Genomic DNA, 22426 nt, shown 5'->3' with positions numbered 1-22426 from the left:
CTTAACGATAAGTTACTTGTTTCACAGCGGCGATTACTTCAGCCGTTGTGATCAAGGCAAGTTTTTCAAGGTTGGCAGCATAGGGCATCGGAACGTCCTTGCCTGTGCAATTGATTACGGGTGCATCCAAATAGTCAAAGGCGCGTTCCATAATCGTGGCCGAGATGTGGTTGCCGATGGCACCCACCGGATAGCCTTCTTCGACAGTCACACAACGGTTTGTTTTCATCACAGATTTCAGAACCGTGTCATAGTCGATCGGGCGCAGGGTGCGCAGATCGATGACCTCAGCCGAGATGCCTTCTTCGGCCAATTTATCCGCAGCTTCGAGGGAATAAGTCATGCCAATCCCAAAGGACACGATGGTCACATCCGTGCCTTCACGCCAGATTTTGGCCTTACCAAACGGCACGGTGAAATCATCCATGACTGGCACATCAAAAGTCTTGCCATAGAGAATTTCGTTCTCAAGGAAGATCACTGGGTTGTTGTCGCGGATCGCGGTTTTCATCAATCCTTTAGCGTCTGCCGCCGAATAGGGCATGACAACTTTAAGGCCGGGGATTGCCGCATACCATGCCGCATAACACTGGCTGTGCTGAGCGCCAACACGAGCCGCAGCACCGTTTGGTCCACGGAACACCATAGGCGCCCCCATTTGACCGCCCGACATATATAGCGTTTTGGCGGCTGAATTGAGGATTTGGTCAATCGCTTGCATCGCGAAGTTGAAGGTCATGAACTCCACAATCGGACGCAAACCGCCGAACGACGCGCCGGTGGCAATGCCCGCAAACCCATGCTCGGTGATTGGGGTGTCGATCACGCGCTTGGCGCCAAACTCATTCAACATGCCTTGCGAAATCTTATAAGCGCCTTCGTATTCTGCAACTTCTTCGCCCATGAGGAACACGGTGTCGTCGCGTCGCATTTCTTCGGACATCGCGTCGCGGATGGCTTCGCGAACTGTTGTTGGGCGCATTTCGGTGCCCGCTGGGATTTCGGTTTCGTCTGGCACTTTGACCTGTACAGGCGCTGCTGCAACCGCAGGGGTAGGGGCCGCAGCCTCAACCGCCGCAGATGTAGTAGCTGTGGCGGCATCGGGTGTGGCCGCTGCCGCGGGCGTGGCGTTGGCGTCGTCGCCTTCTTCGAGCAAGATCGCAATCGGTGTGTTGACGGGGACGCCTTCGGTGCCCTCCGCGATCAGGATTTTGCCCATCACACCTTCATCGACCGCTTCGAATTCCATCGTCGCTTTGTCGGTCTCGATCTCGGCCATAATCATGCCGCTCTCGATAACGTCGCCTTCTTTAACCAGCCATTTTGCCAATGTGCCTTCCTCCATAGTCGGGGAAAGCGCGGGCATTAGAATTTCTGTAGCCATTGTATAAGTCTCCTCTGTCCGCTTAGGCGTAAATGTCAGTGTAAAGTTCGGAAAGCGCGGGTTCGGGGCTTTCTTTGGCAAATTCTGCCGCCTCGTTCACGGTCGCTTTGATCTCTTTGTCGATGGCTTTTAGCTCATCTTCGGTCGCGTGATTACCGGTCAGCAACATCGTGCGCACTTGATCGATACAATCGCGTTCTTCGCGCATCTTCTGAACTTCTTCACGCGTGCGATATTTCGCCGGATCCGACATTGAGTGACCACGATAACGATATGTTTTCATTTCGAGAATATAAGGGCCTTCGCCAGCGCGACAATGGGCAATGGCTTTGGCTGCTGCTTCTTTGACCGCGAGCACATCCATGCCATCGACCGCTTCGCCGGGGATCGAAAACCCTGCGCCGCGGGTATAAAGTTCGGGGGAGGAGGAGGCGCGCTGAAGGCTGGTGCCCATGGCGTATTGGTTGTTCTCAATCACGAAGACAACGGGCAATTTCCAAAGGGAAGCCATGTTGAATGTCTCGTAAACCTGTCCTTGGTTCGCTGCGCCATCGCCGAAATAGGCAAAGGATACGCGGTCGTTGCCGAGATATTTGTCGGCAAAAGCAAGACCCGCACCAATTGGCACCTGTGCGCCAACAATACCGTGGCCGCCGTAGAAGTTCTTCTCTTTGCTAAACATGTGCATTGAGCCGCCCTTACCTTTGGAATAGCCACCTTCGCGGCCGGTAAGTTCTGCCATAACGCCTTTAGGGTCCATGCCACAGGCCAACATATGTCCGTGATCGCGGTAAGAGGTGACGCGTTTGTCGCCTTCTTCGGTCGCGGCCTCAATGCCAACCACAACGGCCTCTTGGCCAATGTACAGGTGACAGAAACCACCGATCAAACCCATGCCATAAAGCTGTCCCGCTTTTTCTTCGAATCGACGGATCAATAACATTTCGCGGTAATATGTAAGCAGTTCGTCTTTAGAAACATTTGGTTTCTTTGACGTTTTCCGAGCGGCCATAGGTTTCTCCTCTATCGCTAAGCAAAGGTGGATTTGAATATAGTTTAACGTTAAACTATATATATTCCATACGGGAGCAAAAAGCGAGGGAGAAATTTACGGCTCCCTAAAGGGGGAGTTAATTCAGCGCGTTAACAGATTAACGAACGACGATTTCGTTGCTGCGCACAAGGCCAAGAACGGTGCGGGCTTGCTCATCCAGAAGATCAAGATCAAGGTACTCATCCGACAGGCGATGGGTCTTATTCTTCATCACGCGCACTTCACCTGAAATGGCCTCCAACTCACCCTTGAGCACTTCAACTTCTGCTTGAATTTGAATGCGATGAAACACCCCGTAATCGCCTTGAACGGCGGCAAAGGTAAAATAGACGGACAGCGCAACCGCGCCAGCACCGAACAATAGAACCCCATATGCGGGGCGTTTCTTCACATAACTCATATCTGCCTCATTGCGTCCCCTTCTATGGAGGATCACCTTTTCTTTATGGCACAAGTGATTCCCCATGTGAATCCCTTGATTCACAGAATGATCACTTTTTTACGACACTGTTCTAAAACGAAAAAAACCCAGACGAGTGTCCGGGGTTTTGATTGTTTTTTGAACTGGCGCGAAGGAGGCCTATTCGTTGCCTTTGTAGATGTTGACCAGCTTGCTCAACATGGCCAGCGCATCGGCGCGATCCCGTTGGAAACTGTTGCGGCCAATGATCGACCCATTGCCGCCACCGTCGCGAATGGCGCGGGCATCGTCATACACACTGTCCGCACCCTTTTTGGCGCCGCCCGAGAAAACAACAATTCGACGACCGGCAAAACTCGCGTCCATGCAATGCTTCACGCGCGCAGCTTGGGTCGAGATATCAATCTTCTGTTCCTCATAAACCGCTTTGGCTTCAGGGAGGGAGAGATGGTCGGTCGAGAGCTTGATTTTGATGATATGTGCCCCAAGAAGGGCCGCGATTTGCGCCGCGTAGGCCGCGATATCGATCGCAGTTTCACCATTTTTATCAAGCGCTTCGCCGCGAGGGTAGGACCAGATTACCGTCGCCACACCTTTGGTCGCGGCTTCTTCGCGCATAGCGCTGATTTCTTCGAACATATCAAGCCCAGCTGAGGAGCCGGGGTAGATTGTGAAGCCAATCGCCGAGGCGCCAATGCGCAGCGCATCGTCAACACTTGCGGTAATCGCTTGGTCTTTCAGAGCCGCATTGGGGATCAAGGAATTCGCCGAGTTCACCTTGAGGATCGTCGGGATTTGCCCTGCAAAAGTGTCTGCCCCAGCTTCAAGCAAACCAAGCGGCGCGGCAAAAGCATTGAGGCCCGCGTCGATGGCAAGTTGATAGTGATAGTGGGGGTCATAGGCGGCAGGGTTGGCCGCGAAGCTGCGTGCGCCACCATGTTCAAACCCTTGATCCACGGGAAGGATGATCACTTTCCCCGTGCCTCCGAGTTCCCCGTTCATCAGGATGCGGCAGAGATTGGCTTTTACGCCGGGTGTCTCGCCTTCATATTTGGAAAGAATTTGCTGAACGATGGGGGTAGCTCTCATGGGATGATGTCCTCTTTGGCAGATGATTTTTGGGCCATAGGGTCGTCATACAGAGCAGGGAGGTGGTTTCAAGTTTGATAGCGTTAACATGACGGATGATTGCGCTAACGGGCTGAAATGATGCGTTGAATTTCACATAATGGAACAAAGTTGCGCAAAAAAAAGGCGCGCCATTTCGGGGCGCGCCTTTTGGATTATTGAGAAAAATTACCCTTCGAGAGCGGCAACGCCCGGAAGGGTTTTGCCTTCCATCCACTCAAGAAAAGCGCCACCAGCGGTTGAGATATAGGTGAAGTCCTCAGCGGCCCCGGTTTTGTTAAGCGCGGCCACGGTGTCACCGCCACCTGCAACCGAAATCAACGTGCCCGCTTTGGTCATGGCTGCGGCTTGCTCGGCCGCCGCATTGGTCGCGGTATCAAACGGTGCAATTTCAAACGCACCAAGGGGGCCATTCCAAATCAGGGTTTCACTGGCGGCCATAGCTTGCGAAATAATCGCGACCGTGGCGGGGCCAGCATCCAAAATCATCGCGTCGGCGGGGCAGGCGTCGGCGGCAACAGTTTCGTTCTTTGTATTCGCGGCAAATTCCCACGCAACCACAACATCTACGGGCAGGATCACATTACAATTGGCGGTTTTAGCCTTGGCCAAAATCTCCAACGCCGTGCCTGTCATCTCATGTTCGGCCAGTGATTTGCCAACATTGATGCCCTGCGCCGCAAGGAAGGTATTCGCCATGCCGCCGCCGATGACAAGGTGATCAACTTTGGCCACCAAATTGCCCAAAAGTTCAAGTTTTGTAGAGACTTTCGCGCCACCAACAACCGCCATTACGGGGCGTTTCGGGGTGCTAAGCGCGCCCTCAAGCGCGGACAATTCCGCCTGCATTAAACGGCCTGCACAGGACGGCAAAAGGCGCGCGATCGCTTCGGTGGAAGCATGTGCGCGGTGGGCGGCGGAAAACGCGTCGTTGCAGTAAATGTCGCCCAATCCGGCCAAACGCGCGGCAAAGGCCGGGTCGTTTTTCTCTTCACCCGGCGCAAACCGGAGGTTTTCCAGCAACAAAACTTCACCGTCTTTCATCGCCTCAACCGCTGCGCCGTATTGCCCGTCGGCAAACAGAACGTCTTGGCCAAGGGCCGCAGAAAGCGCGGGCAAAACGATCCGCAAGCTCATCTCTGGAACCACTTGTCCCTTGGGACGACCGTAATGCGCCATCAAAATGGGCTTGCCACCACGGGCCAAAATATCGCGTACCGTCGGCACGATACGTTGAATGCGCGTGTCGTCGGTAACGACGCCATCGGCAACTGGCACGTTGATATCCACGCGGACCAATACGCGTTGTTGGGCGAGATCCATGTCGTCGAGGGATTTCCAAGCCATGTGTCGGCTCCTGTTTTGAAGGTGATTTGCCCTTTCACACAGTATCTTGCGGCTCGCGTCAAGCATTTGCCTCTTTTCCTTTGGCTCTATCGCGCATAAGTTTAGTAAAACCACGCTATAAGGACATTGAAATGACTGATTACAAAGATCCCGAAAACACAATCTTGCTCGAACTAAAAGGCGGCACCGTCGTCATCGAATTGCTTCCTGATGTGGCACCTGCCCACGTTGCACGGATGAAAGAACTGGCGCGCTCTGGTGCCTATGACAACGTTGCGTTCCACCGCGTCATCCCTGGCTTTATGGCGCAAACTGGCGACGTGGCGCATGGCAACATGGAAAACGATTTTAACCTGCGTCGCGCTGGCACTGGTGCCTCCGAGATGCCTGATGTTCCCGCAGAATTCTCCAAAATTCCCCACGCACGCGGTTCTATTGGCGCGGCACGTTCGGCCAACCCAAACTCGGCTAACTCCCAGTTTTTCATCAACTTTTCCGACAATGACTTCTTGAACGGTCAATACACTGTCTATGGTCAAGTGAAGTCAGGCATGGAACACGTCGACGCAATCGTTGTGGGCGAGCCTCCGGAAAACCCCGATCGTATGATCAGCATGAAAGTTGCCGCCGATGCGTAACAATGACATGATTGCAGCGGGTCTTGGCATTCTGGGCGTCGCTGTTTTTGGCGCTTGGTTCATGATGGATCAAACCGCAAATGCACAGACCGCGCTCGCCGAAGACGGCCCCGGCCCGAACCTCGTGATTGAGGTCGCTGGTGGCACCGAAGGGCAGATCGTCATCGATCTTTTGTCCGAAGTTGCTCCAAAACACGTCGAACGTATCGTGACCCTCGCCAACGAAGGCGCCTATGACAATGTGGCATTTCACCGTGTTATCGACGGTTTCATGGCGCAAACAGGCGACGTTGAAAACGCGAAGATGGACGGAGATTTGAATCTCGCGGGCACTGGCGGTTCGGTTTATGAGGATCTGAAAGCCGAATTCTCGGCTGAGACGTTCAACCGCGGCGCCGTGGGCATGGCCCGTTCTCAAAGCCCCGATTCTGCGAACAGCCAGTTCTTCATCATGTTCGCTCCTGCGCCTCATTTGGACGGTCAATACACCGTTGTCGGCCATGTGATCGCAGGTATGGACGTGGTTGACGCGATCAAACTCGGCACAGGGCAGGGCGGATCGGTTTCCGACCCTGACTATATGTCGACAGTTACCGTCGTAGAATAAAATTTAGCGCCCGCCCTCAAACGGTGGGCGCTTTTTTACGGAATGACGCGGGTTCAAGACCGCGTGAGAGGGGCTATATTTCGCGGCCCGTCCTTGTCACACTCCTCTGATCAACAGGAGGAAGCTATGACACCCAAGTCCCATCTATTGACCCTTGTTTTTATCTGCAGCGCAAGCCTTGCAGCGGCAAATCCCGATGCGTGGAAATCCGAATGGCCCAGCACCGATTTCACCACCACAACCATTGACGATTGGTTCGAAATCCTCTCCGGTGGCCCGCCCAAAGATGGCATTCCAGCCCTGTCAGATCCGTCATTTATAGCCGCTTCTGACGAGGCAAAAATCGGTGGCCGCGAGCCGGTTATCACGTTGGAAATAAAAGGGGAAACGCCGCGCGCCTACCCAATCCGCTATCTCACATGGCATGAAATCGTCAATGATGACGTGGGCGATACCCCTGTGGCCGTGACCTTCTGTCCCCTGTGCAACTCCGGCATGGTTTTTGATCGCCGTTTGGGAGGTGATTTGCTCACATTTGGCGTGTCAGGCAAGCTGCGCAACTCGGATATGGTGATGTTTGATCGCGAGACCGAAAGCTGGTGGCAACAAGCGATTGGAACCGGAATTGTTGGCGTGCATACGGGCGACGAACTCACGCAATTGCCCGCATGGATGGAGGGTTTTGACCAGTTCAAGGCGCGCAATCCAAATGGCCTTGTGATGAAGGAGCCAGACTGGCCGCGTAGTTATGGCCAGAATCCCTATCGTGGCTATGACAGTTCAAGTCAGCCGTTTTTATATCGGGGTGAAAATCCGCCACATGGCATTTCGCCCCTGATGCGCGTGGTCCGTGTCGGGGATGCAGCATGGCCGCTGGATCGCCTCTCAGAGGCTGGCGAAGTCACTGAAAATGGGGTCAAAATCACTTGGCGCGCAGGGCAAAACAGTGCGCTGGACAAGGCTGATATTTCCAAGAGTCGCGATGTGGGGTCGATCCGCGTAAACGACGCGCGCACAGGTGCGGATGTGCCGCATGACGTGCTGTTTGCCTTTGCGTTTCACGCCTTTTGGCCAGACGGAAAATGGATGCTCAAATAGAAAACGCGCCGCAATGGGCGCGTTTTCCAGTAACTTCGGTGATTAGCCTTGTGCAACAATCAAGGCGTGGCGTTTCTTGCCCGCGCTCAGCTTCATCGGGGCCGCAAGCGCCGCAATATCGATCATCATGCCAGCGTCCGTAAGGGCTTCGTCGTTAACCTTTGCACCGTTTTCCGAGATCAGGCGTTTGGCTTCTTTGCCTGATTTCACCAAGCCCGATTTGACCAAGAGTTGGACGATGGAAATCCCGTCACCAATGTCATCGACGCTCAGGGTTACGGTCGGTAAGTCGTCGCCAATCCCGCCCTTTTCAAACACTTCGCGTGCCGTCGCTTCGGCGGTCTTTGCGGCCTCTGCACCATGCGCGAGGGTCGTGACCTCATTGGCGAGGAGGATTTTCGCAGCGTTGATTTCGGACCCTTCAAGGGCGCCCAAACGGTCACATTCCTCAATCGGCAACTCGGTATAAAGCTTAAGGAAGCGGCCCACATCAGCATCGGTCGTATTGCGCCAGAATTGCCAGAATTCATACGGGCTGCGCATCGCAGGGTTCAACCAAACCGCGCCATCTTGAGACTTGCCCATTTTCTTGCCGTCCGACGTCGTCAAAAGCGGTGAGGTCATGCCATAAATCTGGTGATCCAAAACGCGGCGCGTCAGGTCGATCCCGTTGACAATATTGCCCCATTGATCCGACCCGCCAAGCTGAAGGAGACAGCCGTAACGACGATTTAGTTCAAGGAAATCATAGGCTTGGAGAATCATGTAGTTGAATTCAAGGAAGCTCAGACTCTGTTCACGATCAAGGCGCGATTTCACGCTTTCAAACGCCAACATACGGTTGACCGAGAAGTGCCGCCCAATGTCGCGTAAAAACTCAAGATAGTTCAAGCCATCAAGCCATTCGGCGTTGTTCACCATCTCGGCGTCGGTTGGGCCGTCACCAAAGGTAACATAGGCCGAGAACACCTGTTTGATGCCGTCGATATTGGCGTTGATTTGGTCATCCGTTAACAAAGGCCTCTCATCCGCCCGAAAGGAAGGGTCGCCAACCTTGGTCGTGCCGCCGCCCATCAAAACGATCGGTTTGTGGCCAGATTTTTGCAGCCAGCGCAGCATCATGATTTGTATCAAGCTGCCCACGTGCAAGGAATTCGCCGTGGCGTCAAACCCGATATAGGCCGGAACGACGCCTGCGATCAGCGCTTCGTCGAGCGATTGATAATCGGTGCAGTCGGCCAAATAACCGCGGTCGATCATCACACGCATAAACTCTGATTTTGGGTGGTAGGTCATCGTCATTTGGTCCATTCTATTCGTTAACGCCTCTGGGTATAGGGGGGCTGCGCACAAAGGGGAAGTACATGTTGGAAGCTGGGGCAATTTGGTCGATCGGAACGATGTCTGGAACGTCGCTTGACGGGGTCGATGCCGCTGCAATTTTGACGGATGGCGAGGAAATCTTTGAGTTTGGTGAAAGTGCGTATCATCCGTATTCTTCCGAAGAGAGCGCGCCGATTGCGGCGGCCTTTGGACTGTGGCCAGGGGATGCTGGTGTGGAGGAGGCTGCTGAGGCGGTCGAGACCGTCCACGCCAATGTTTTGAGCCAGTTTCAGCGCCCGCAACTCATTGGCTTCCATGGACAAACTCTTTCTCATGAACCTCATGGCCGTGGCACACATCAGGCCGGAAATGGCCGTGTTTTGGCGGAGGTTTTGGACTGTCCGGTGGTGTGGGATTTTCGGTCGAGCGATGTGGAAATGGGGGGGGAAGGTGCGCCGCTTGCGCCGTTTTTCCACTTTGCCTGTGCTAAATTTATTGGCACCGAAGGGCCGATTGTGTTTTTGAATTTGGGCGGGGTTGGCAATATGACGTGGGTTGATCCCAGTGCCAGTTATCCCGAAGAGGATGGTGCGTTGCTCGCGTTTGATACGGGGCCTGCGAATGCGCCGATCAATGATCTCATGCTCGCGCGTCGCGGAGAATCTTTTGACAAAGATGGCGCTTTGGCGGCGGATGGCGAGGTTGACGAGGCGCTGGTTGAGCAGTTTCTCGAGGATGCATATTTCTATAGAATGCCTCCTAAGTCATTGGATAGAGACAGTTTTCCGGATATCGCGGATTGGGTTGGTCATATGGATGACGCCGATGCGGTGGCGACGGTGACGGCCATGGTGGCCGCTTCGGCGGCGAAGGGTTTGGAGCATTGTCCGAGCCCTCCGCAGGGGGTTTTGGTCTGTGGAGGTGGGCGCAAAAACGTCACTTTGATGTCGATGTTGTCGATGTTTATGGACTGTCCTGTGGCGCCGGTTGAGAATGCTGGCCTTGATGGGGACATGCTTGAGGCGCAGGCATTCGGGTTTTTGGCCGTGCGGGTTGCGCGCGGTTTGACGACCTCGGCCCCCGGAACGACGGGGGTGCGGGTGCCGATTGGCGGCGGCATTTTGAGCGAGCCGACGGGGGCGTTACGCAAGGAAGTTTAAAAACTTTAAACTCCTGAGAGGGGCTTTTTTAAAGTTTTTAAACATTTTTGAGCCGGAAACTAGCCGCGCGGGATGTCGAAATCTGGCGGGGCGAGGGTGAATTTCGCAAATTCAAATCCGGGCGAAACGGTGCAGCCAACAAGGGTAAACGCGCCGTCGGTTTTGGCGGCTTGCCAGTGGTTTGGCGGCACGAGAATTTGCGGGGTTTGATCGGCGAGCACGTCGGGGCCAAGGCAGTGGTCAATGGCGGGGCCTTGGGCGGCTTCGGCGATGGAAAGTGTTAACGTCGCCCCCGCGTAATAGTGCCAAATCTCGGCGGCATCGACCCAGTGCCAATGGCTTGCTTCGCCCTCTTTCAGCAGAAAATAAATGCAGGTCCCCGCTGCGCGACCTGCGTTGTCGGCTTGCCACGTTTGGCGGTAATAGCCGCCTTCGGGGTGCGGCGCGAGGTTGAGTTGGGCGATGATTTTGTCGGCTGTTTGCATGGAGGAACCTCAGGGGCTTTGGGGCGAGACGTTCATAAAGTATGAGGTATAGAAACGGTTGCCTAATCCTTTGTCAATTCATGCAAAATCCGATTTTCGTTTACAGCACAATTTTTCGGCGCGTCGGATCGGCGGATCATAGCAGAAGCGACGGAGGGCTTGCTTGCATGTGATCCTGAAAATAGCGTAAGCAGCAGCCGTTCCCCTTGGCCCAAAAATGGATAAAATTCGCATGCTTCGCAAACGACTTGAGCAAATTGTAAATCATAGGCTGTTTGAGCCGACGATCATTGTGTTGGTGGTGGTGAATGCGATTGTTTTGGCGTTGGAGACCGTGCCGCAAGCGATGAAATTTGCTGGACCGTTTCTAAAAGTGATGGATGTCACTATTCTTGGGCTGTTTGTCGTTGAGATTTTGCTGCGGCTTTCCGTTGATTTTCGGGGATTCTGGCGCGACCCTTGGCGTATCTTTGACTTCACGATTGTTGCGGTTGCCTTGCTGCCTGCGGTTGGACCGTTGGCTGTTTTGCGGGCGTTCCGTATTTTGCGGGTTTTGCGCTTGGTTTCGACGGTGCCGTCGATGCGCCGCGTGGTGAATGGGCTTATGCAGGCCTTGCCGGGGATGGGCGCGATTGTCCTGTTATTGGGGCTTATCTTCTTTGTTTTCGCGGTTATTTCGACCAAACTTTATGCCGTGGCCTTTCCAGACTGGTTTGGGACGTTGGGCGCTTCGGCCTATACGCTGTTCCAGATTATGACGCTTGAAAGCTGGTCGATGGGCATCGTGCGCCCCGTCATGGAGATTTACCCGTGGTCGTGGGTGTTGTTTGTACCGTTTATCGTGATGACGGCCTTTGCGGTGTTGAACCTGTTTATTGGTGTGATTGTGGATGCAATGCAGTCGCAGCAGAGTGCGGAGGCGCATGATGAGCGCGAAGCGATGTCGGCGGAAACCTCGATGATCTTGCAGGAAGTGCGGGCGTTGCGCGCAGAGGTGGCGGCGCTTCAAAGGGTTCGGGCGGCGGAATAAACGGCCCCTAGAACGCAAAAAGCCCCCGCGATTGGCGAGGGCTTTCCGAGAATTCAGACGCTTATTTTAGGATCGAGCGGCCAGCGTAGACGGCGGTTTCGCCGAGGGCTTCTTCGATGCGGATCAACTGGTTGTATTTGGCCAGACGGTCGGAGCGCGAGAGGGAGCCGGTTTTGATTTGGCCACAGTTTGTTGCGACCGCGAGGTCGGCGATTGTGGCGTCTTCGGTTTCACCAGAACGGTGCGACATCACGTTGGTCATGCGCGCGCGGTGGGCCATATCGACGGCTTTCAATGTTTCGGAAAGCGTGCCGATTTGGTTTACTTTCACAAGCATTGCGTTTGCGGAACCGCGTTCGATGCCCATTGCGAGGCGCTCGGGGTTGGTCACGAAAAGATCGTCGCCCACGAGTTGGATTTTATCGCCGATGGTGTCGTTGAGAAGCTTCCAGCCGTCCCAATCGTCTTCGTCACAGCCATCCTCAATCGAGATGATCGGGTAGTCGGCGGCGAGTTTGGCGAGGTAGGCGACGTTTTCTGCGGAGGTAAGCGAAATGCCTTCGCCCTTCATCTCGTATTTGCCGTCTTTGTAGTATTCAGAAGCGGCGCAATCGAGCGCGAGGTAGATGTCTTCGCCGGGTTTGTAGCCTGCTTTTTCAATCGCTTTGAGGATGAAATCAAGCGCATCACGGGTAGAAGAAAGGGCTGGTGCGAAGCCGCCTTCGTCGCCGATTGCTGTGCTGTAGCCCGCGTCGGAGAGTTCTTTTTTCAACGTGTGGAAGATTTCAGCGCCCATGCGGATGGCGTCGCGGATGTTGGTCGCGGAGACCGGCATGATCATGAATTCTTGGATGTCGATTGGGTTGTCGGCGTGCTCGCCGCCATTGATGATGTTCATCATGGGTACGGGCAGAACGCGCGCGGAGGTGCCACCGATATAGCGGTAGAGCGGTTGACCGGAAGCTTCGGCGGCGGCTTTTGCCACTGCGAGGGAAACGCCGAGGATGGCGTTGGCGCCGAGGCGGGCTTTGTTTGGGGTGCCGTCGAGTTCGATCATGGTCGCGTCGATGGCTTCTTGTTCGGTGGCGTCCCAGCCAACGAGGGCTTCGGCGATCTCGCCGTTTACCGCGGCAACTGCGTTCAAAACGCCTTTGCCCATGTAGCGGGATTTGTCGCCGTCGCGCATTTCAACGGCTTCATAAGCGCCAGTGGAGGCACCAGAAGGGACAGCGGCGCGGCCCATTGTGCCGTCTTCGAGGGTGACGTCGACTTCAACGGTGGGGTTGCCCCGGCTGTCGAGAATTTCGCGGGCAAAGATATCGATGATCGTGGTCATGTAGGGATGTCCTTTTGAAACAAATCACGGGAGGGCCAAGGGCCTTTTACGCAAGGGGGGGGCTCACGTCAAATAGATGCTCTATAGCGGGGGAGCGGTGACGGTTTTATGACGCTAGTTTTTCTTGAGCGGGACGCCGTAGAGCTCGAGGCGGTGGCCGCGTAATTCATAGCCGAGTTTCTGGGCGATTTTCTCTTGCAGGGCTTCGATGTCGGGATCGACGAATTCGATCACGCGGCCCGAATTCATGTCGATCAGGTGGTCGTGGTGGTCGCGGTCGGCGGCCTCGTAACGGGCGCGGCCATCGCCGAATTCGTGCTTCTCAAGGATGCCGCTTTCCTCAAACAATTTGACGGTACGATAGACCGTGGCGATGGAGATTCTCGGGTCAAGTTTCACCGCGCGGGCATAGAGTTCTTCGACGTCGGGATGGTCGGTCGCATCCTCTAGAACGCCAGCGATTACGCGGCGTTGGTCGGTTAGGCGCAGGCCGTGTGCTTCGCAGCGGAGTAGAATTGTGTCTGTCATTATCCTGCGGTCCTCGTATTCATTATGGCGTTTTCATAAGGGACTCTGCGCGCGTTTTCCAGAGCCTATGCCCGAGAAAGCGACAAAACTGCCTCGATTGTTCGCAGGTTCCGCGCTGTGGTGGGGACGCCGAGCAGGCGCTCGCTGGCGGCCATGAGTTTGGAGCGGCCAATGCCAGAGGGGGCGAGGAGGTAGGCGGCGTGGTCTGTGATCTCGAAGGCTTCGTCAGGGGCGCGCAGGGTTTCTATTTTGGTGAGGTCTGGGGATGTGGGAGGTTCTGCTAGGAGCAGGAAATGCAGGGTTTTTGGGTCGATGTCGGGGGTGAGGAAAGGGCAGTTGGCGTGGATTTTGGCGAGGATTTGCGCGGGCAGGACGAGAGTTTCGGGGGCGAAATCGGCTTGGGTTTTGATCAGGGTTTTGAGGGCTGCAGCCACGTCATTTGCGCTTTCGGAGGTGTGGTCGAACACCAGATTTCCGCTTTGGATATAGCTTGTCGCATTGGTAAACCCTTGGGCCTGCATGGCCTCGCAGAGCGGTTTCATCGCGCGTTTTCCGTGGCCCCCCACATTCACCGCGCGCAGGAAAGCAACCCAGCGTGCCATCACATAAGCTCCGGCTCAGTTGCAAAGCGTTTGGCGAGGCGCGCGACGCTAAGGCCTTGAGCGATAATGGAAAACACCACGACCATATAGGTGCAGGTGAGGATCAGGCTTTTGTATTCGCTGTCAGGAAGCGAGAGCGCGAGGGCCACGGATATACCGCCTTTGAGGCCGCCCCATGTCATGATCGGGACCGCCCCTGAGGAGAAACTGCGGAAGGGGCGCATCATGGTGATTGGCACCGCGACGGCGATGAAGCGGCCCAAGAGTGACAGCAGAATTGCGCCGAGGCCCGAGATGAAAGCGGATTGGGAAAACACCACAGCGAAGACCTCAAAGCCGATCATTAGGAACAGGACCGCGTTGAGGATTTCGTCGATCATTGACCAGAAGGCTTTGACGTATTGGCGGGTTTCCTCGGACATGCCGTGTTTCATGCCGACGTCGCCGATAAGCAGCCCAGCGACAACCGCCATAATCGGGGCCGAGACGTGGAGGAATTCGGAGAGTTGGTAGCCGCCAAACGCGAGGCCGAGGGTGATCAGAACTTCGAGGGCATAATCGTCGATGCGGCGCATCAGGCGGAATGTGAGCCAGCCAAGGACGCCGCCAAGCAGGGCACCGCCGCCCGCTTCTTGGAAAAACAGGATCGCGGCTTCTTTGCCGCCCGTGGCATGCGCGTCAACGGAAGGAAAAGCGAGGCTGACCAGAACAAGGAAAACCACATAGCCCACCCCATCGTTAAACAGGCTTTCGCCCGCGATCTTGGTTTCGAGTGATTTAGGCAGGTTCGCGCCGCGCAACACCCCAAGGACCGCAACAGGGTCGGTGGGCGAAATCAGCGCGCCAAACACCAGCGCCACGATCAGGGGCATGCCCGTCAGCCAGCTAAAGCCGAAGCCAATGACCACGGTGGATAATGCCACGCCCAAGGTCGCCATAAAGAAGACGACGCGCCATTGCTCGCGCAGATCGGCGATTTTAACGTGCAACGCGCCAGCAAACAGAAGCAGGCCCAACATGCCGTCAAGCAGCGCGTCGGAAAACGCGATTTCCGAGACCAACGCGCGGACGCGATCTTCGGAGTGATAGACCGGCAGGAAGTAGTCAAATGCCATCACCCCCAGCGAGGAAAACAACGCTACGATGAGGATGCCGATGGAGCTTGGCAGCTTGAGGAAGAGGTAGTTGATGCTGCCGAAAACGCCCGCGAGGACAATCAAAAGGGAGGTGAGTTGTAAAATATCCAAGGAGTTTTGCCCGTCAAATCAAATGCTAGGATTGAACCTACCACAAGGGGGCCTTGGGGCATAGAACCCATCGCCGCTGGTGAAATTGGCGTGGACTGTGCGGAGTGCTGCCGGTTTTCGCAAGAAAACCGGCTAGGCCCAACGGCTGTGGGGCATTTATGCGCTTAAAGCGGGCGGGAGCCGCTGGTTAGGTTTTGCTCAATTCGTTGAGGATGCGCGCCCAGCTGCGGATGCCTTTGTGGAAGCTTTCCATGTCGTATTTCTCGTTCGGGGAATGCAACTGGTCGTCGTCTTTGCTGAAGCCTGTGAGCAGCGCATCCATGCCAAGATAGGTTTTAAAGTGGCCCGCAATCGGGATTGAGCCACCACAGCCCACAAAGGCCGCCGCGCGGGGCCATTCCTCCGAGAGCGCACGTTGGGCCGCTTGAAAGGCGGGGTTGTCGGTTGACATTTCGCCAGCGGGTGAGGCGCTGTGGTCCTTAAAGGTGACGGTGCAATCGCTGGGCAACATGCTTTGCACATAGGCGCGGAAGTTTTTGCGAATTTCCTGCGGATCTTGTTTGCTGACCAAACGAAAGCTGATTTTTGCCATCGCAACGGAAGGCAGAACGGTTTTGAAACCATCGCCCGTATAGCCGCTTTGCAGGCCGTTCACTTCACAGGTGGGGCGCGACCAGATCATCTCAAGCGCGGTGCGATCTTGTTCGCCTGCGGGTTTTGCGAGGCCGACTTCGCCGAGGAAACCTTCGGGGCTAAAGCCAAGCGCGTCCCATTGTGCGGCAATGTCAGCGGGCAAATCGGCGACGCCGTCGTAGAAATTCGCAACGGTGACGCGGCCTGTGTCGTCGTGCAGACCTGCGATGATTTTGGCCAAAACGCGTGCGGGGTTTGCCGCGATGCCGCCAAACATCCCTGAGTGCAGGTCTTTGCTTGGGCCATGGATGTGGATTTCTTCGCCCAGAAGTCCGCGCAGGCGGGTGACAATCGCGGGGGTTTCTTCGCCAAATAGGCCCGTGTCACAGATCAGCGCGATGTCGGCTTTTAGCTCCTCGGCATTTTCTTGCATGAAGGGGATCAGCGAGGGCGAGCCGCTTTCTTCTTCGCCCTCAAAGAAGAAGGTGATTTTGACGGGCAGCGCGCCGTGTACCGCTTTCCATGCGCGACAGGCCTCAATGAAGGTCATCAACTGGCCTTTGTCATCGGAGGAACCACGGGCGCGGATCACTTTGCCTTTGGCGGTGTCTTCGACGCGGGGCTCAAATGGTGGGTTGTCCCAAAGATTAAGCGGATCAACGGGTTGCACATCATAGTGGCCATAAAACAGTACATGCGGTGCGTCTTTGGGGCCGTCGATATGGCCGACAACCATCGGGTGGCCCGTGGTGGCGCGCTTGGAGGCCGTGACATCCAACGATTGCAAATCTGCGACCAGCCAATCTGCGGCGGTCTCGCAATCTCCCTTGAACGCCGGATCGGTCGAGATCGACTGAATGCGCAAAAGCTCAAACAGGCGCTCCACGGATTGGGGGAGTTCGGAATCAATGCGAGCGAGAACGGGGGCGAGGGTCATGATCTGTCCTTTTGGGTGGGGTTTTTCGCGACCCTATCAGCCCTATCTGGCGTGACAAGGGCAGGGCGCGCGGAGAGGCTAAATCGACAGCGCATTGAGATAGATCAAAGCGGGGCGCGAAAAACCTGCTTATCGAGACCACATGAGGGTGAAAAAAGTTGTCAATGGATGATTGAATCCAAGCGCGGCATTTTGTAACCTAGATTTATTGCGGCTCGTTCCATAGAGCATATGCGAAACCTAAGAGCCAAGGCTCAGTAGGCAAACTTGGAGAGCGCTTTGACCTATAGTGACCACATCGACGCAGCCTTAGAACGTTTGCACGAGGAGGGGCGTTATCGCACCTTTATCGATATCGAACGCAAAAATGGTGCGTTCCCGCATGCGGTTTGGACGCGCCCAGATGGCGAAGAGCAAAATATCACGGTGTGGTGTGGCAATGACTATCTCGGCATGGGGCAGCATCCGGTTGTTCTTGAGGCGATGCACGAGGCGATTGATGCGGCGGGCGCAGGCTCTGGTGGTACGCGGAATATCTCTGGCACCACGGTTTACCATAAGCGTCTAGAGGCGGAATTGGCGGATTTGCACCAGAAGGAAGCGGCGCTGCTGTTTACCTCGGCGTATATCGCAAATGACGCGACACTCTCAACTTTGCCTAAAATTTTACCCGGATTGATCATTTATTCCGACGCTTTGAACCACGCGAGCATGATCGAAGGCGTCCGTCGCAATGGCGGCGCGAAGCGCGTGTTCCGTCATAATGACGTGGCGCATTTGCGCGAGCTTTTGGCCGCCGATGATCCTGCGACGCCAAAACTTATCGCGTTTGAATCTATCTACTCGATGGACGGCGATTTTGGCCCGATTGAGGCGATCCTTGACCTCGCGGATGAGTTCAACGCACTGACCTATATTGACGAAGTGCACGCGGTTGGCATGTATGGTCCACGCGGCGGCGGTGTTGCCGAACGTGACGGGTTGATGCACCGTTTGGATATCATCAATGGCACTCTTGCCAAGGCTTACGGTGTGATGGGCGGCTATATCGCGGCATCCGAAAAAATGTGTGACGCCATAAGGTCTTATGCGCCGGGCTTCATCTTTACCACCTCCCTTGCACCAGGAATTGCGGCGGGGGCTGCGGCCTCTGTGCGGCACCTGAAAACCGACGATTCTTTGCGGGTCAAACACCAGACTCAGGCGGCGATTTTGAAGCTGCGCCTCAAGGGGTTGGGCCTGCCGATCATTGATCATGGCACGCACATTGTGCCTGTCCATGTTGGCAATCCGGTGAAATGTAAAATGATCTCGGATCGCCTGCTGGAAGAGCACGGAATCTATGTACAGCCGATCAATTTCCCCACAGTTCCCCGTGGGACCGAGCGGTTGCGATTCACCCCATCGCCCGTACACGGACCGCGTGAAATGGATGCACTTGTGAACGGTTTGGACGACCTTTGGAGCCATTGTGCGCTGAATCGCGCCGATCTCACTGGGTAGTTCACAGAAACGTGCAGAATCGATTGTGCTGTGTTATAATTTTCGTCAAGAGGTCATCTAGACACGGGCTTTCAGGCGAATCAGACTCGGCTAGGAAATGACCATTGGGGCAATTTGAACGTTAGGGCAGGGCAGATGATTAGGCGCATTCTTTCGCCGAAATCGGTCAAAGAGGAAGGGACATCCGGCTTTGACTCATATGAGTTGCGACTCGGCGATCTTATGCGCGGAGAGCGGGCGACTCTGGGCAAATCCCTTCTAGATGTTCAACGCGAGCTTAAGGTCAAAGCGACCTATATCGCCGCAATTGAAAATGCCGATCCCCTTGCTTTTGAAACTCCCGGATTTATTGCCGGATACGTGCGCTCCTATGCGCGCTATCTTGGGATGGACCCCGATTGGGCCTACACGACCTTCTGTGTAGAGGCGAATTTCGAAACCGTGCATGGCATGTCCGCCGAGGCTTCCAGTGCGGCGGCGCTCAAGGCCGAACGTCGGGCGCGTAAATTTGAGGGCAAAGACCCCTTTGCCAACCCCAACGCCTCTTTTGTGCCGCGTGGCGAGGCCATGCTGTCCAAAGTCGAACCCGCAGCCATTGGCTCTGTCGCAGTTTTGATTTTGTTGATCGCGGGACTTGGTTACGGCGGATATTCCGTGCTGCAGGAAGTGCAGCGCGTGCAATTTGCACCTTTGACAGAAGCTTCGGGTGTGGGCTCCTCCCTAGATCCTCTGCGCGGTGGGTCCTCCGGATTTTCAGAAGACGTGTTGCTGACGCAAGTAGCTGATAACGCATCAGATTTACCAACAGACGCCCTGACGCGCCTGTACCGTCCTGAGGCGCTCGCGGTGCCGGTTTTGATCGCGCGTGATGGGCCGATTTCGGCCCTGTCTCCCGATGCATTTAGAAGCGCTGCAACCGTCCTTGCGAGCAATGTGGAAGCCGCCTTGGCGGCGATTGAAGAGAGCGAAGTTCAGGTCATTGCAGAAGCTGCGCCAGAGTTGAAAATTTTCGCGGTGCGCCCAGCGTGGGTGCGGGTTTCTGCGGCGGATGGCACTGTTATCTTTGAGAAAATTCTCGACACAGGCGAAGAATTCATCATTCCGGCAACGGAAGTGCCGCCAATGCTACGCGCGGGGAATTCTGGGTCGGTTTACTTCGGCGTCAATGGCGAAACCTATGGTCCGGCAGGGCGTGCGGGTTCGGTCGCGTCAAAAGTGGTTTTGGCACAGGACTCGCTGAGCGAAGCCTATAAGGTTGCGGATATGGACGCCGATCAAGATTTGGCAAAATACGTCGCTTTGGCCGCTGCAGAATAATTTCGGCACCTCCCCACACAAAATTGAAGGTCCGATTTGCGTGCTTGCAGTTGTCAGTGCTTGCGCGAAGCCTTATCTAAACACCATCGGAATGCGCCCAAAACGGCCCTCAATGCGGAGAATATAGATGTCGCTCAATCCTGTGCGCCCTTGGCGGAATATTTATCGGCGCAAGTCTCGGCAGATTATGGTGGGAAATGTGCCTGTGGGCGGCGATGCGCCGATCACGGTGCAAACCATGACCAACACTCTCACGACCGACGTGAAAGCGACCTTGGCCCAGATCAACGCCGCCGCCGACGCTGGAGCCGATATTGTGCGGGTTTCGGCCCCCGATCAGGAGAGCACGGCAGCACTGCGTGAAATTTGTAAGCAAAGCCCTGTGCCTATCGTGGCCGACATCCATTTTCATTATAAACGCGCGATTGAAGCCGCCGAAGCGGGGGCTGCGTGCCTGCGGATCAACCCCGGAAATATCGGCAGCCAAGAGCGGGTGCGCGAAGTCATTAAGGCCGCGCGCGATTATGGTTGCTCCATAAGGATTGGGGTGAATGCGGGAAGCCTTGAACGCCATCTGCTTGAAAAATATGCCGAACCTTGCCCAGAGGCGATGGTCGAAAGCGGCATGGACCACATCAAAATTCTGCAGGACAATGATTTCCATGAGTTCAAAATATCGGTCAAGGCCAGCGATGTTTTCCTAGCGGCCGCCGCCTATCAGGCGCTTGCCGAAGAGACCGACGCGCCCATTCACTTAGGGATCACCGAGGCGGGCGGCTTGATGTCAGGCACCGTCAAAAGCGCGGTCGGCATGGGCAGCCTGTTGTGGAGCGGCATTGGCGACACCATCCGTGTGAGCCTGTCGGCGGACCCTGTTGAAGAGGTGAAAGTCGGCTTTGAAATGCTCAAATCGCTTGGTTTGCGGCATCGCGGAGTGACGATTATTTCCTGTCCAAGTTGTGCGCGGCAGGGGTTTGATGTGATCAAAACCGTTCAAACGCTGGAGGAGCGCTTGGCGCATATTTCCACCAGTTTGAGCCTGTCGATTATCGGCTGTGTGGTGAATGGTCCGGGGGAAGCCCTGATGACGGACATCGGATTTACCGGCGGCGGCGCGGGCAGTGGCATGGTCTATTTAGCTGGAAAACAAAGCCACAAGCTTAGCAATGAGGCGATGATCGAAGAGATCGTGGAGCAAGTCGAGGCGAAGGCTGCGGCGTTGGATGCACAGGCTGCTTTGGACGAGGTTGAGGCTTAGTTTCGCTTTTTTCCTTTTTTATCAAGACGTTCGGCGGTGTATAGAATGTCTTGTGCTTGGCGCGCACCGGTCGATCCATGCGGGAGCTGGTCTGCGGCACGTTTGGCGTGAATGGCGGCGTCTTTGAATTTACCGTCCAGCGCAAAGCGCTCCGCCGTCACGAGGGACGCCATTCCGGGCTGTTTCGCCTTAGCATAGGCCACGGCAAGATCACGCAATAGACGCGGGTCTTGTCCATCCAGAGCTCGGGCTTTTATCAAGACATTCAACGCTTTAGCTTCGTTTTCTGATCCACCTGCAGCCAACAGCGCCCGCCCGTATCCCGCCATGATGATTGCATTTCTTGGCGCGCCGTTGAGGGCCATGGCATAGGCACCGAGGGCCGCATCAAACTGGCGGGATTCCATCAGTATTTGCGCCTGTAATTCGCGATAGTAGGGGTCATTCGGGCGGGCCGCGAGGACGCTGTTCATCGCGGAAAGCGCTTTGTTTGCATCAGCTTGGCGATGGTAGGTGATCGCGCGGACCATCTGCGCGATCTCACCCGTGTCGGAGGCTTTGAGTTTGCGCCGTTCGGCTTGCGGGTTTTGTAGGAAGGCTGCGAGTTTGCTTTTGGCGCGGGCAAACCAATAGTCGGCTTCGCGGCTGTCTTTGACATTTCCACCGTAGGCGGCGGCGAATCCGCGGGCGGCGCGCAGGCGTTGGCTGGTGAGGGGGTGGCTGCGCACATAGGCGTCTTGGCGGGAGGTTCCGAGGACCTCTTGTCCCTTGAAAAGATTGAGAACTTCGATCATTGCGGCGGGATCAACACCCGCACTTGCGGTGTAGCGAAATCCGGATTGGTCGGCGCTCGCTTCCTCGGCGCGGGTGTGGGTGAGGAAGGAACGTTGCGCGGAGGAGGCCACGCCTGCGGCCACTGCGGCCCCTGCATCCGGACGCCCTGTGGAGGCGGCAATCGCGACGCCCAAAATCATCCCGATTCCGGCAACGGCGGAAATTCCATCAGCCAAAACAATGCGTTGAGTGATGTGACCATTGGCAATATGCGCTGCTTCATGGGCGATCACGCCTTGGATTTGGGCGGCGGATTTCATGCGCAACATCAGGCCCGTGTGAATGAAAATATGGTTCTGATCAATCACAAAGGCGTTCATTGATTTATCGTTGATCAACAAGATTTGAATGCGCCCGGGATTAAGTCCGGCGGCCACTAAAACGGGGGTGGCCAAGCGATGGAGGGCCTGTTCGATGTCGGGATCGCGGATCAGCGAGGCGGCGCGGGCGGAAAACGGCTGCAAACAGAGAAGCAGCACGAAGAGAAGGCGAAAAAACGGGATTTGGAAAAATGCTTGCATTGACCTTTGAGGCTTTCATTGGGACAAAGACGTAA

Annotated in this window: 21 protein-coding genes; 8 read left to right on the top strand and 13 right to left on the bottom strand. The window is 55.5% G+C overall.

The window, feature by feature from the left end; translation table 11 throughout:
• Position 1: 1 nt before the first annotated feature.
• The 5 genes from AB9F29_RS13525 to pgk form a co-directional block, all read right to left on the bottom strand.
• Positions 2–1384 (bottom strand): pyruvate dehydrogenase complex E1 component subunit beta, encoded by a 1383-nt coding sequence (locus AB9F29_RS13525; protein ID WP_369756056.1) that lies wholly within the window; start codon positions 1382–1384, stop codon positions 2–4.
• Positions 1385–1406: 22 nt separating this feature from the next.
• Complete coding sequence (gene pdhA / locus AB9F29_RS13520; protein WP_369756055.1) at positions 1407–2396, bottom strand: pyruvate dehydrogenase (acetyl-transferring) E1 component subunit alpha; 990 nt, start codon at positions 2394–2396, stop codon at positions 1407–1409.
• A 139-nt stretch (positions 2397–2535) separates the two neighbouring features.
• Positions 2536–2838: a septum formation initiator family protein gene (locus tag AB9F29_RS13515; RefSeq protein WP_335584245.1), complete on the bottom strand. Its 303-nt coding sequence runs from the start codon at positions 2836–2838 to the stop codon at positions 2536–2538.
• Between the two features lie 180 nt (positions 2839–3018).
• A complete protein-coding gene (locus AB9F29_RS13510) occupies positions 3019–3948 on the bottom strand; it encodes a class I fructose-bisphosphate aldolase (RefSeq protein WP_369756054.1) in 930 nt (309 codons plus the stop codon).
• 207 nt (positions 3949–4155) lie between these two features.
• Positions 4156–5334, bottom strand: a complete 1179-nt coding sequence (gene pgk, locus AB9F29_RS13505) for a phosphoglycerate kinase (RefSeq protein WP_369756053.1) — start codon at positions 5332–5334, stop codon at positions 4156–4158.
• 131 nt (positions 5335–5465) lie between these two features.
• Here pgk and AB9F29_RS13500 point away from each other — a divergent pair, with 131 nt between their 5' ends.
• The 3 genes from AB9F29_RS13500 (at position 5466) to AB9F29_RS13490 (ending at position 7677) form a co-directional block, all read left to right on the top strand.
• The gene (locus tag AB9F29_RS13500; RefSeq protein ID WP_039002075.1) at positions 5466–5972 is read left to right on the top strand and encodes a peptidylprolyl isomerase; all 507 of its coding nucleotides are present in this window, start codon (positions 5466–5468) and stop codon (positions 5970–5972) included.
• Entirely contained in the window at positions 5965–6579 is a 615-nt protein-coding gene (locus tag AB9F29_RS13495) for a peptidylprolyl isomerase (protein WP_369756052.1), read from the top strand. The genes AB9F29_RS13500 and AB9F29_RS13495 overlap by 8 nt, the downstream gene beginning before the upstream one ends.
• Positions 6580–6705: 126 nt before the next feature.
• The gene (locus tag AB9F29_RS13490; protein ID WP_369756051.1) at positions 6706–7677 is read left to right on the top strand and encodes a DUF3179 domain-containing protein; all 972 of its coding nucleotides are present in this window, start codon (positions 6706–6708) and stop codon (positions 7675–7677) included.
• Between the two features lie 42 nt (positions 7678–7719).
• Here AB9F29_RS13490 and tyrS read toward each other — a convergent pair whose 3' ends face one another.
• Positions 7720–8973 carry a tyrosine--tRNA ligase gene (tyrS, locus tag AB9F29_RS13485; RefSeq protein ID WP_369756050.1) on the bottom strand — a complete coding sequence of 418 codons (1254 nt, stop codon included), beginning with the start codon at positions 8971–8973 and terminating at the stop codon, positions 7720–7722.
• Between the two features lie 68 nt (positions 8974–9041).
• Between tyrS and AB9F29_RS13480 the strand changes: the two genes are divergently transcribed.
• Positions 9042–10160: an anhydro-N-acetylmuramic acid kinase gene (locus AB9F29_RS13480; protein ID WP_369756049.1), complete on the top strand. Its 1119-nt coding sequence runs from the start codon at positions 9042–9044 to the stop codon at positions 10158–10160.
• Between the two features lie 59 nt (positions 10161–10219).
• On the opposite strand, the gene AB9F29_RS13475 is transcribed toward AB9F29_RS13480, so the two are convergent.
• The gene (locus AB9F29_RS13475) at positions 10220–10645 is read right to left on the bottom strand and encodes a cupin domain-containing protein (protein WP_369756048.1); all 426 of its coding nucleotides are present in this window, start codon (positions 10643–10645) and stop codon (positions 10220–10222) included.
• A 217-nt stretch (positions 10646–10862) separates the two neighbouring features.
• Between AB9F29_RS13475 and AB9F29_RS13470 the strand changes: the two genes are divergently transcribed.
• On the top strand, positions 10863–11675 hold the full coding sequence (locus tag AB9F29_RS13470; RefSeq protein WP_335584238.1) for an ion transporter: 813 nt from the start codon (positions 10863–10865) through the stop codon (positions 11673–11675).
• A 61-nt stretch (positions 11676–11736) separates the two neighbouring features.
• Here AB9F29_RS13470 and eno read toward each other — a convergent pair whose 3' ends face one another.
• From eno to AB9F29_RS13445, 5 genes are all read right to left on the bottom strand, one after another.
• Positions 11737–13011: a phosphopyruvate hydratase gene (gene eno / locus AB9F29_RS13465; protein WP_369756047.1), complete on the bottom strand. Its 1275-nt coding sequence runs from the start codon at positions 13009–13011 to the stop codon at positions 11737–11739.
• A gap of 114 nt (positions 13012–13125) precedes the next feature.
• Positions 13126–13539, bottom strand: coding sequence for a Fur family transcriptional regulator (locus AB9F29_RS13460; RefSeq protein WP_039002082.1), 414 nt, complete (start codon positions 13537–13539; stop codon positions 13126–13128).
• Positions 13540–13604: 65 nt separating this feature from the next.
• Complete coding sequence (locus tag AB9F29_RS13455) at positions 13605–14141, bottom strand: DUF1697 domain-containing protein (protein WP_369756046.1); 537 nt, start codon at positions 14139–14141, stop codon at positions 13605–13607.
• Positions 14141–15388, bottom strand: coding sequence for a cation:proton antiporter (locus tag AB9F29_RS13450; protein WP_369756045.1), 1248 nt, complete (start codon positions 15386–15388; stop codon positions 14141–14143). The genes AB9F29_RS13455 and AB9F29_RS13450 overlap by 1 nt, the downstream gene beginning before the upstream one ends.
• 187 nt (positions 15389–15575) lie before the next feature.
• On the bottom strand, positions 15576–16958 hold the full coding sequence (locus AB9F29_RS13445) for a M20/M25/M40 family metallo-hydrolase (RefSeq protein ID WP_369756044.1): 1383 nt from the start codon (positions 16956–16958) through the stop codon (positions 15576–15578).
• Positions 16959–17237: 279 nt separating this feature from the next.
• Between AB9F29_RS13445 and hemA the strand changes: the two genes are divergently transcribed.
• The 3 genes from hemA (at position 17238) to ispG (ending at position 21036) form a co-directional block, all read left to right on the top strand.
• Positions 17238–18461, top strand: a complete 1224-nt coding sequence (gene hemA / locus AB9F29_RS13440; protein ID WP_369756043.1) for a 5-aminolevulinate synthase — start codon at positions 17238–17240, stop codon at positions 18459–18461.
• 135 nt (positions 18462–18596) lie between these two features.
• Positions 18597–19778, top strand: coding sequence for a helix-turn-helix domain-containing protein (locus AB9F29_RS13435; RefSeq protein ID WP_369756042.1), 1182 nt, complete (start codon positions 18597–18599; stop codon positions 19776–19778).
• 127 nt (positions 19779–19905) lie between these two features.
• Entirely contained in the window at positions 19906–21036 is a 1131-nt protein-coding gene (gene ispG / locus AB9F29_RS13430) for a flavodoxin-dependent (E)-4-hydroxy-3-methylbut-2-enyl-diphosphate synthase (RefSeq protein WP_335584232.1), read from the top strand.
• Here the strand turns inward: ispG and AB9F29_RS13425 are convergent.
• Positions 21033–22391: a M48 family metalloprotease gene (locus AB9F29_RS13425; RefSeq protein WP_369756041.1), complete on the bottom strand. Its 1359-nt coding sequence runs from the start codon at positions 22389–22391 to the stop codon at positions 21033–21035. The two genes, ispG and AB9F29_RS13425, sit on opposite strands and share 4 nt — an antisense overlap.
• Positions 22392–22426 lie beyond the last annotated feature (35 nt).

Source organism: Falsihalocynthiibacter sp. S25ZX9, from assembly GCF_041205405.1.
In the GTDB taxonomy this organism is placed as follows: Bacteria; Pseudomonadota; Alphaproteobacteria; order Rhodobacterales; family Rhodobacteraceae; genus Falsihalocynthiibacter; species Falsihalocynthiibacter arcticus.
The sequence above is the reverse complement of the archived record's forward strand: the minus strand, read 5'-3'. Positions and strand labels throughout refer to the sequence as shown.

Excerpts from the sequence above, each read along its gene's own strand:
- AB9F29_RS13525 (WP_369756056.1), bottom strand. The coding sequence starts at position 1,384 with ATGGCTACAGAAATTCTAATGCCCGCGCTTTCCCCGACTATGGAGGAA.
- pdhA (WP_369756055.1), bottom strand. The coding sequence starts at position 2,396 with ATGGCCGCTCGGAAAACGTCAAAGAAACCAAATGTTTCTAAAGACGAA.
- AB9F29_RS13515 (WP_335584245.1), bottom strand. The coding sequence starts at position 2,838 with ATGAGTTATGTGAAGAAACGCCCCGCATATGGGGTTCTATTGTTCGGT.
- AB9F29_RS13510 (WP_369756054.1), bottom strand. The coding sequence starts at position 3,948 with ATGAGAGCTACCCCCATCGTTCAGCAAATTCTTTCCAAATATGAAGGC.
- pgk (WP_369756053.1), bottom strand. The coding sequence starts at position 5,334 with ATGGCTTGGAAATCCCTCGACGACATGGATCTCGCCCAACAACGCGTA.
- AB9F29_RS13500 (WP_039002075.1), top strand. The coding sequence starts at position 5,466 with ATGACTGATTACAAAGATCCCGAAAACACAATCTTGCTCGAACTAAAA.
- AB9F29_RS13495 (WP_369756052.1), top strand. The coding sequence starts at position 5,965 with ATGCGTAACAATGACATGATTGCAGCGGGTCTTGGCATTCTGGGCGTC.
- AB9F29_RS13490 (WP_369756051.1), top strand. The coding sequence starts at position 6,706 with ATGACACCCAAGTCCCATCTATTGACCCTTGTTTTTATCTGCAGCGCA.
- tyrS (WP_369756050.1), bottom strand. The coding sequence starts at position 8,973 with ATGACCTACCACCCAAAATCAGAGTTTATGCGTGTGATGATCGACCGC.
- AB9F29_RS13480 (WP_369756049.1), top strand. The coding sequence starts at position 9,042 with ATGTTGGAAGCTGGGGCAATTTGGTCGATCGGAACGATGTCTGGAACG.
- AB9F29_RS13475 (WP_369756048.1), bottom strand. The coding sequence starts at position 10,645 with ATGCAAACAGCCGACAAAATCATCGCCCAACTCAACCTCGCGCCGCAC.
- AB9F29_RS13470 (WP_335584238.1), top strand. The coding sequence starts at position 10,863 with ATGGATAAAATTCGCATGCTTCGCAAACGACTTGAGCAAATTGTAAAT.
- eno (WP_369756047.1), bottom strand. The coding sequence starts at position 13,011 with ATGACCACGATCATCGATATCTTTGCCCGCGAAATTCTCGACAGCCGG.
- AB9F29_RS13460 (WP_039002082.1), bottom strand. The coding sequence starts at position 13,539 with ATGACAGACACAATTCTACTCCGCTGCGAAGCACACGGCCTGCGCCTA.
- AB9F29_RS13455 (WP_369756046.1), bottom strand. The coding sequence starts at position 14,141 with ATGGCACGCTGGGTTGCTTTCCTGCGCGCGGTGAATGTGGGGGGCCAC.
- AB9F29_RS13445 (WP_369756044.1), bottom strand. The coding sequence starts at position 16,958 with ATGACCCTCGCCCCCGTTCTCGCTCGCATTGATTCCGAACTCCCCCAA.
- AB9F29_RS13435 (WP_369756042.1), top strand. The coding sequence starts at position 18,597 with ATGATTAGGCGCATTCTTTCGCCGAAATCGGTCAAAGAGGAAGGGACA.
- ispG (WP_335584232.1), top strand. The coding sequence starts at position 19,906 with ATGTCGCTCAATCCTGTGCGCCCTTGGCGGAATATTTATCGGCGCAAG.
- AB9F29_RS13425 (WP_369756041.1), bottom strand. The coding sequence starts at position 22,391 with ATGCAAGCATTTTTCCAAATCCCGTTTTTTCGCCTTCTCTTCGTGCTG.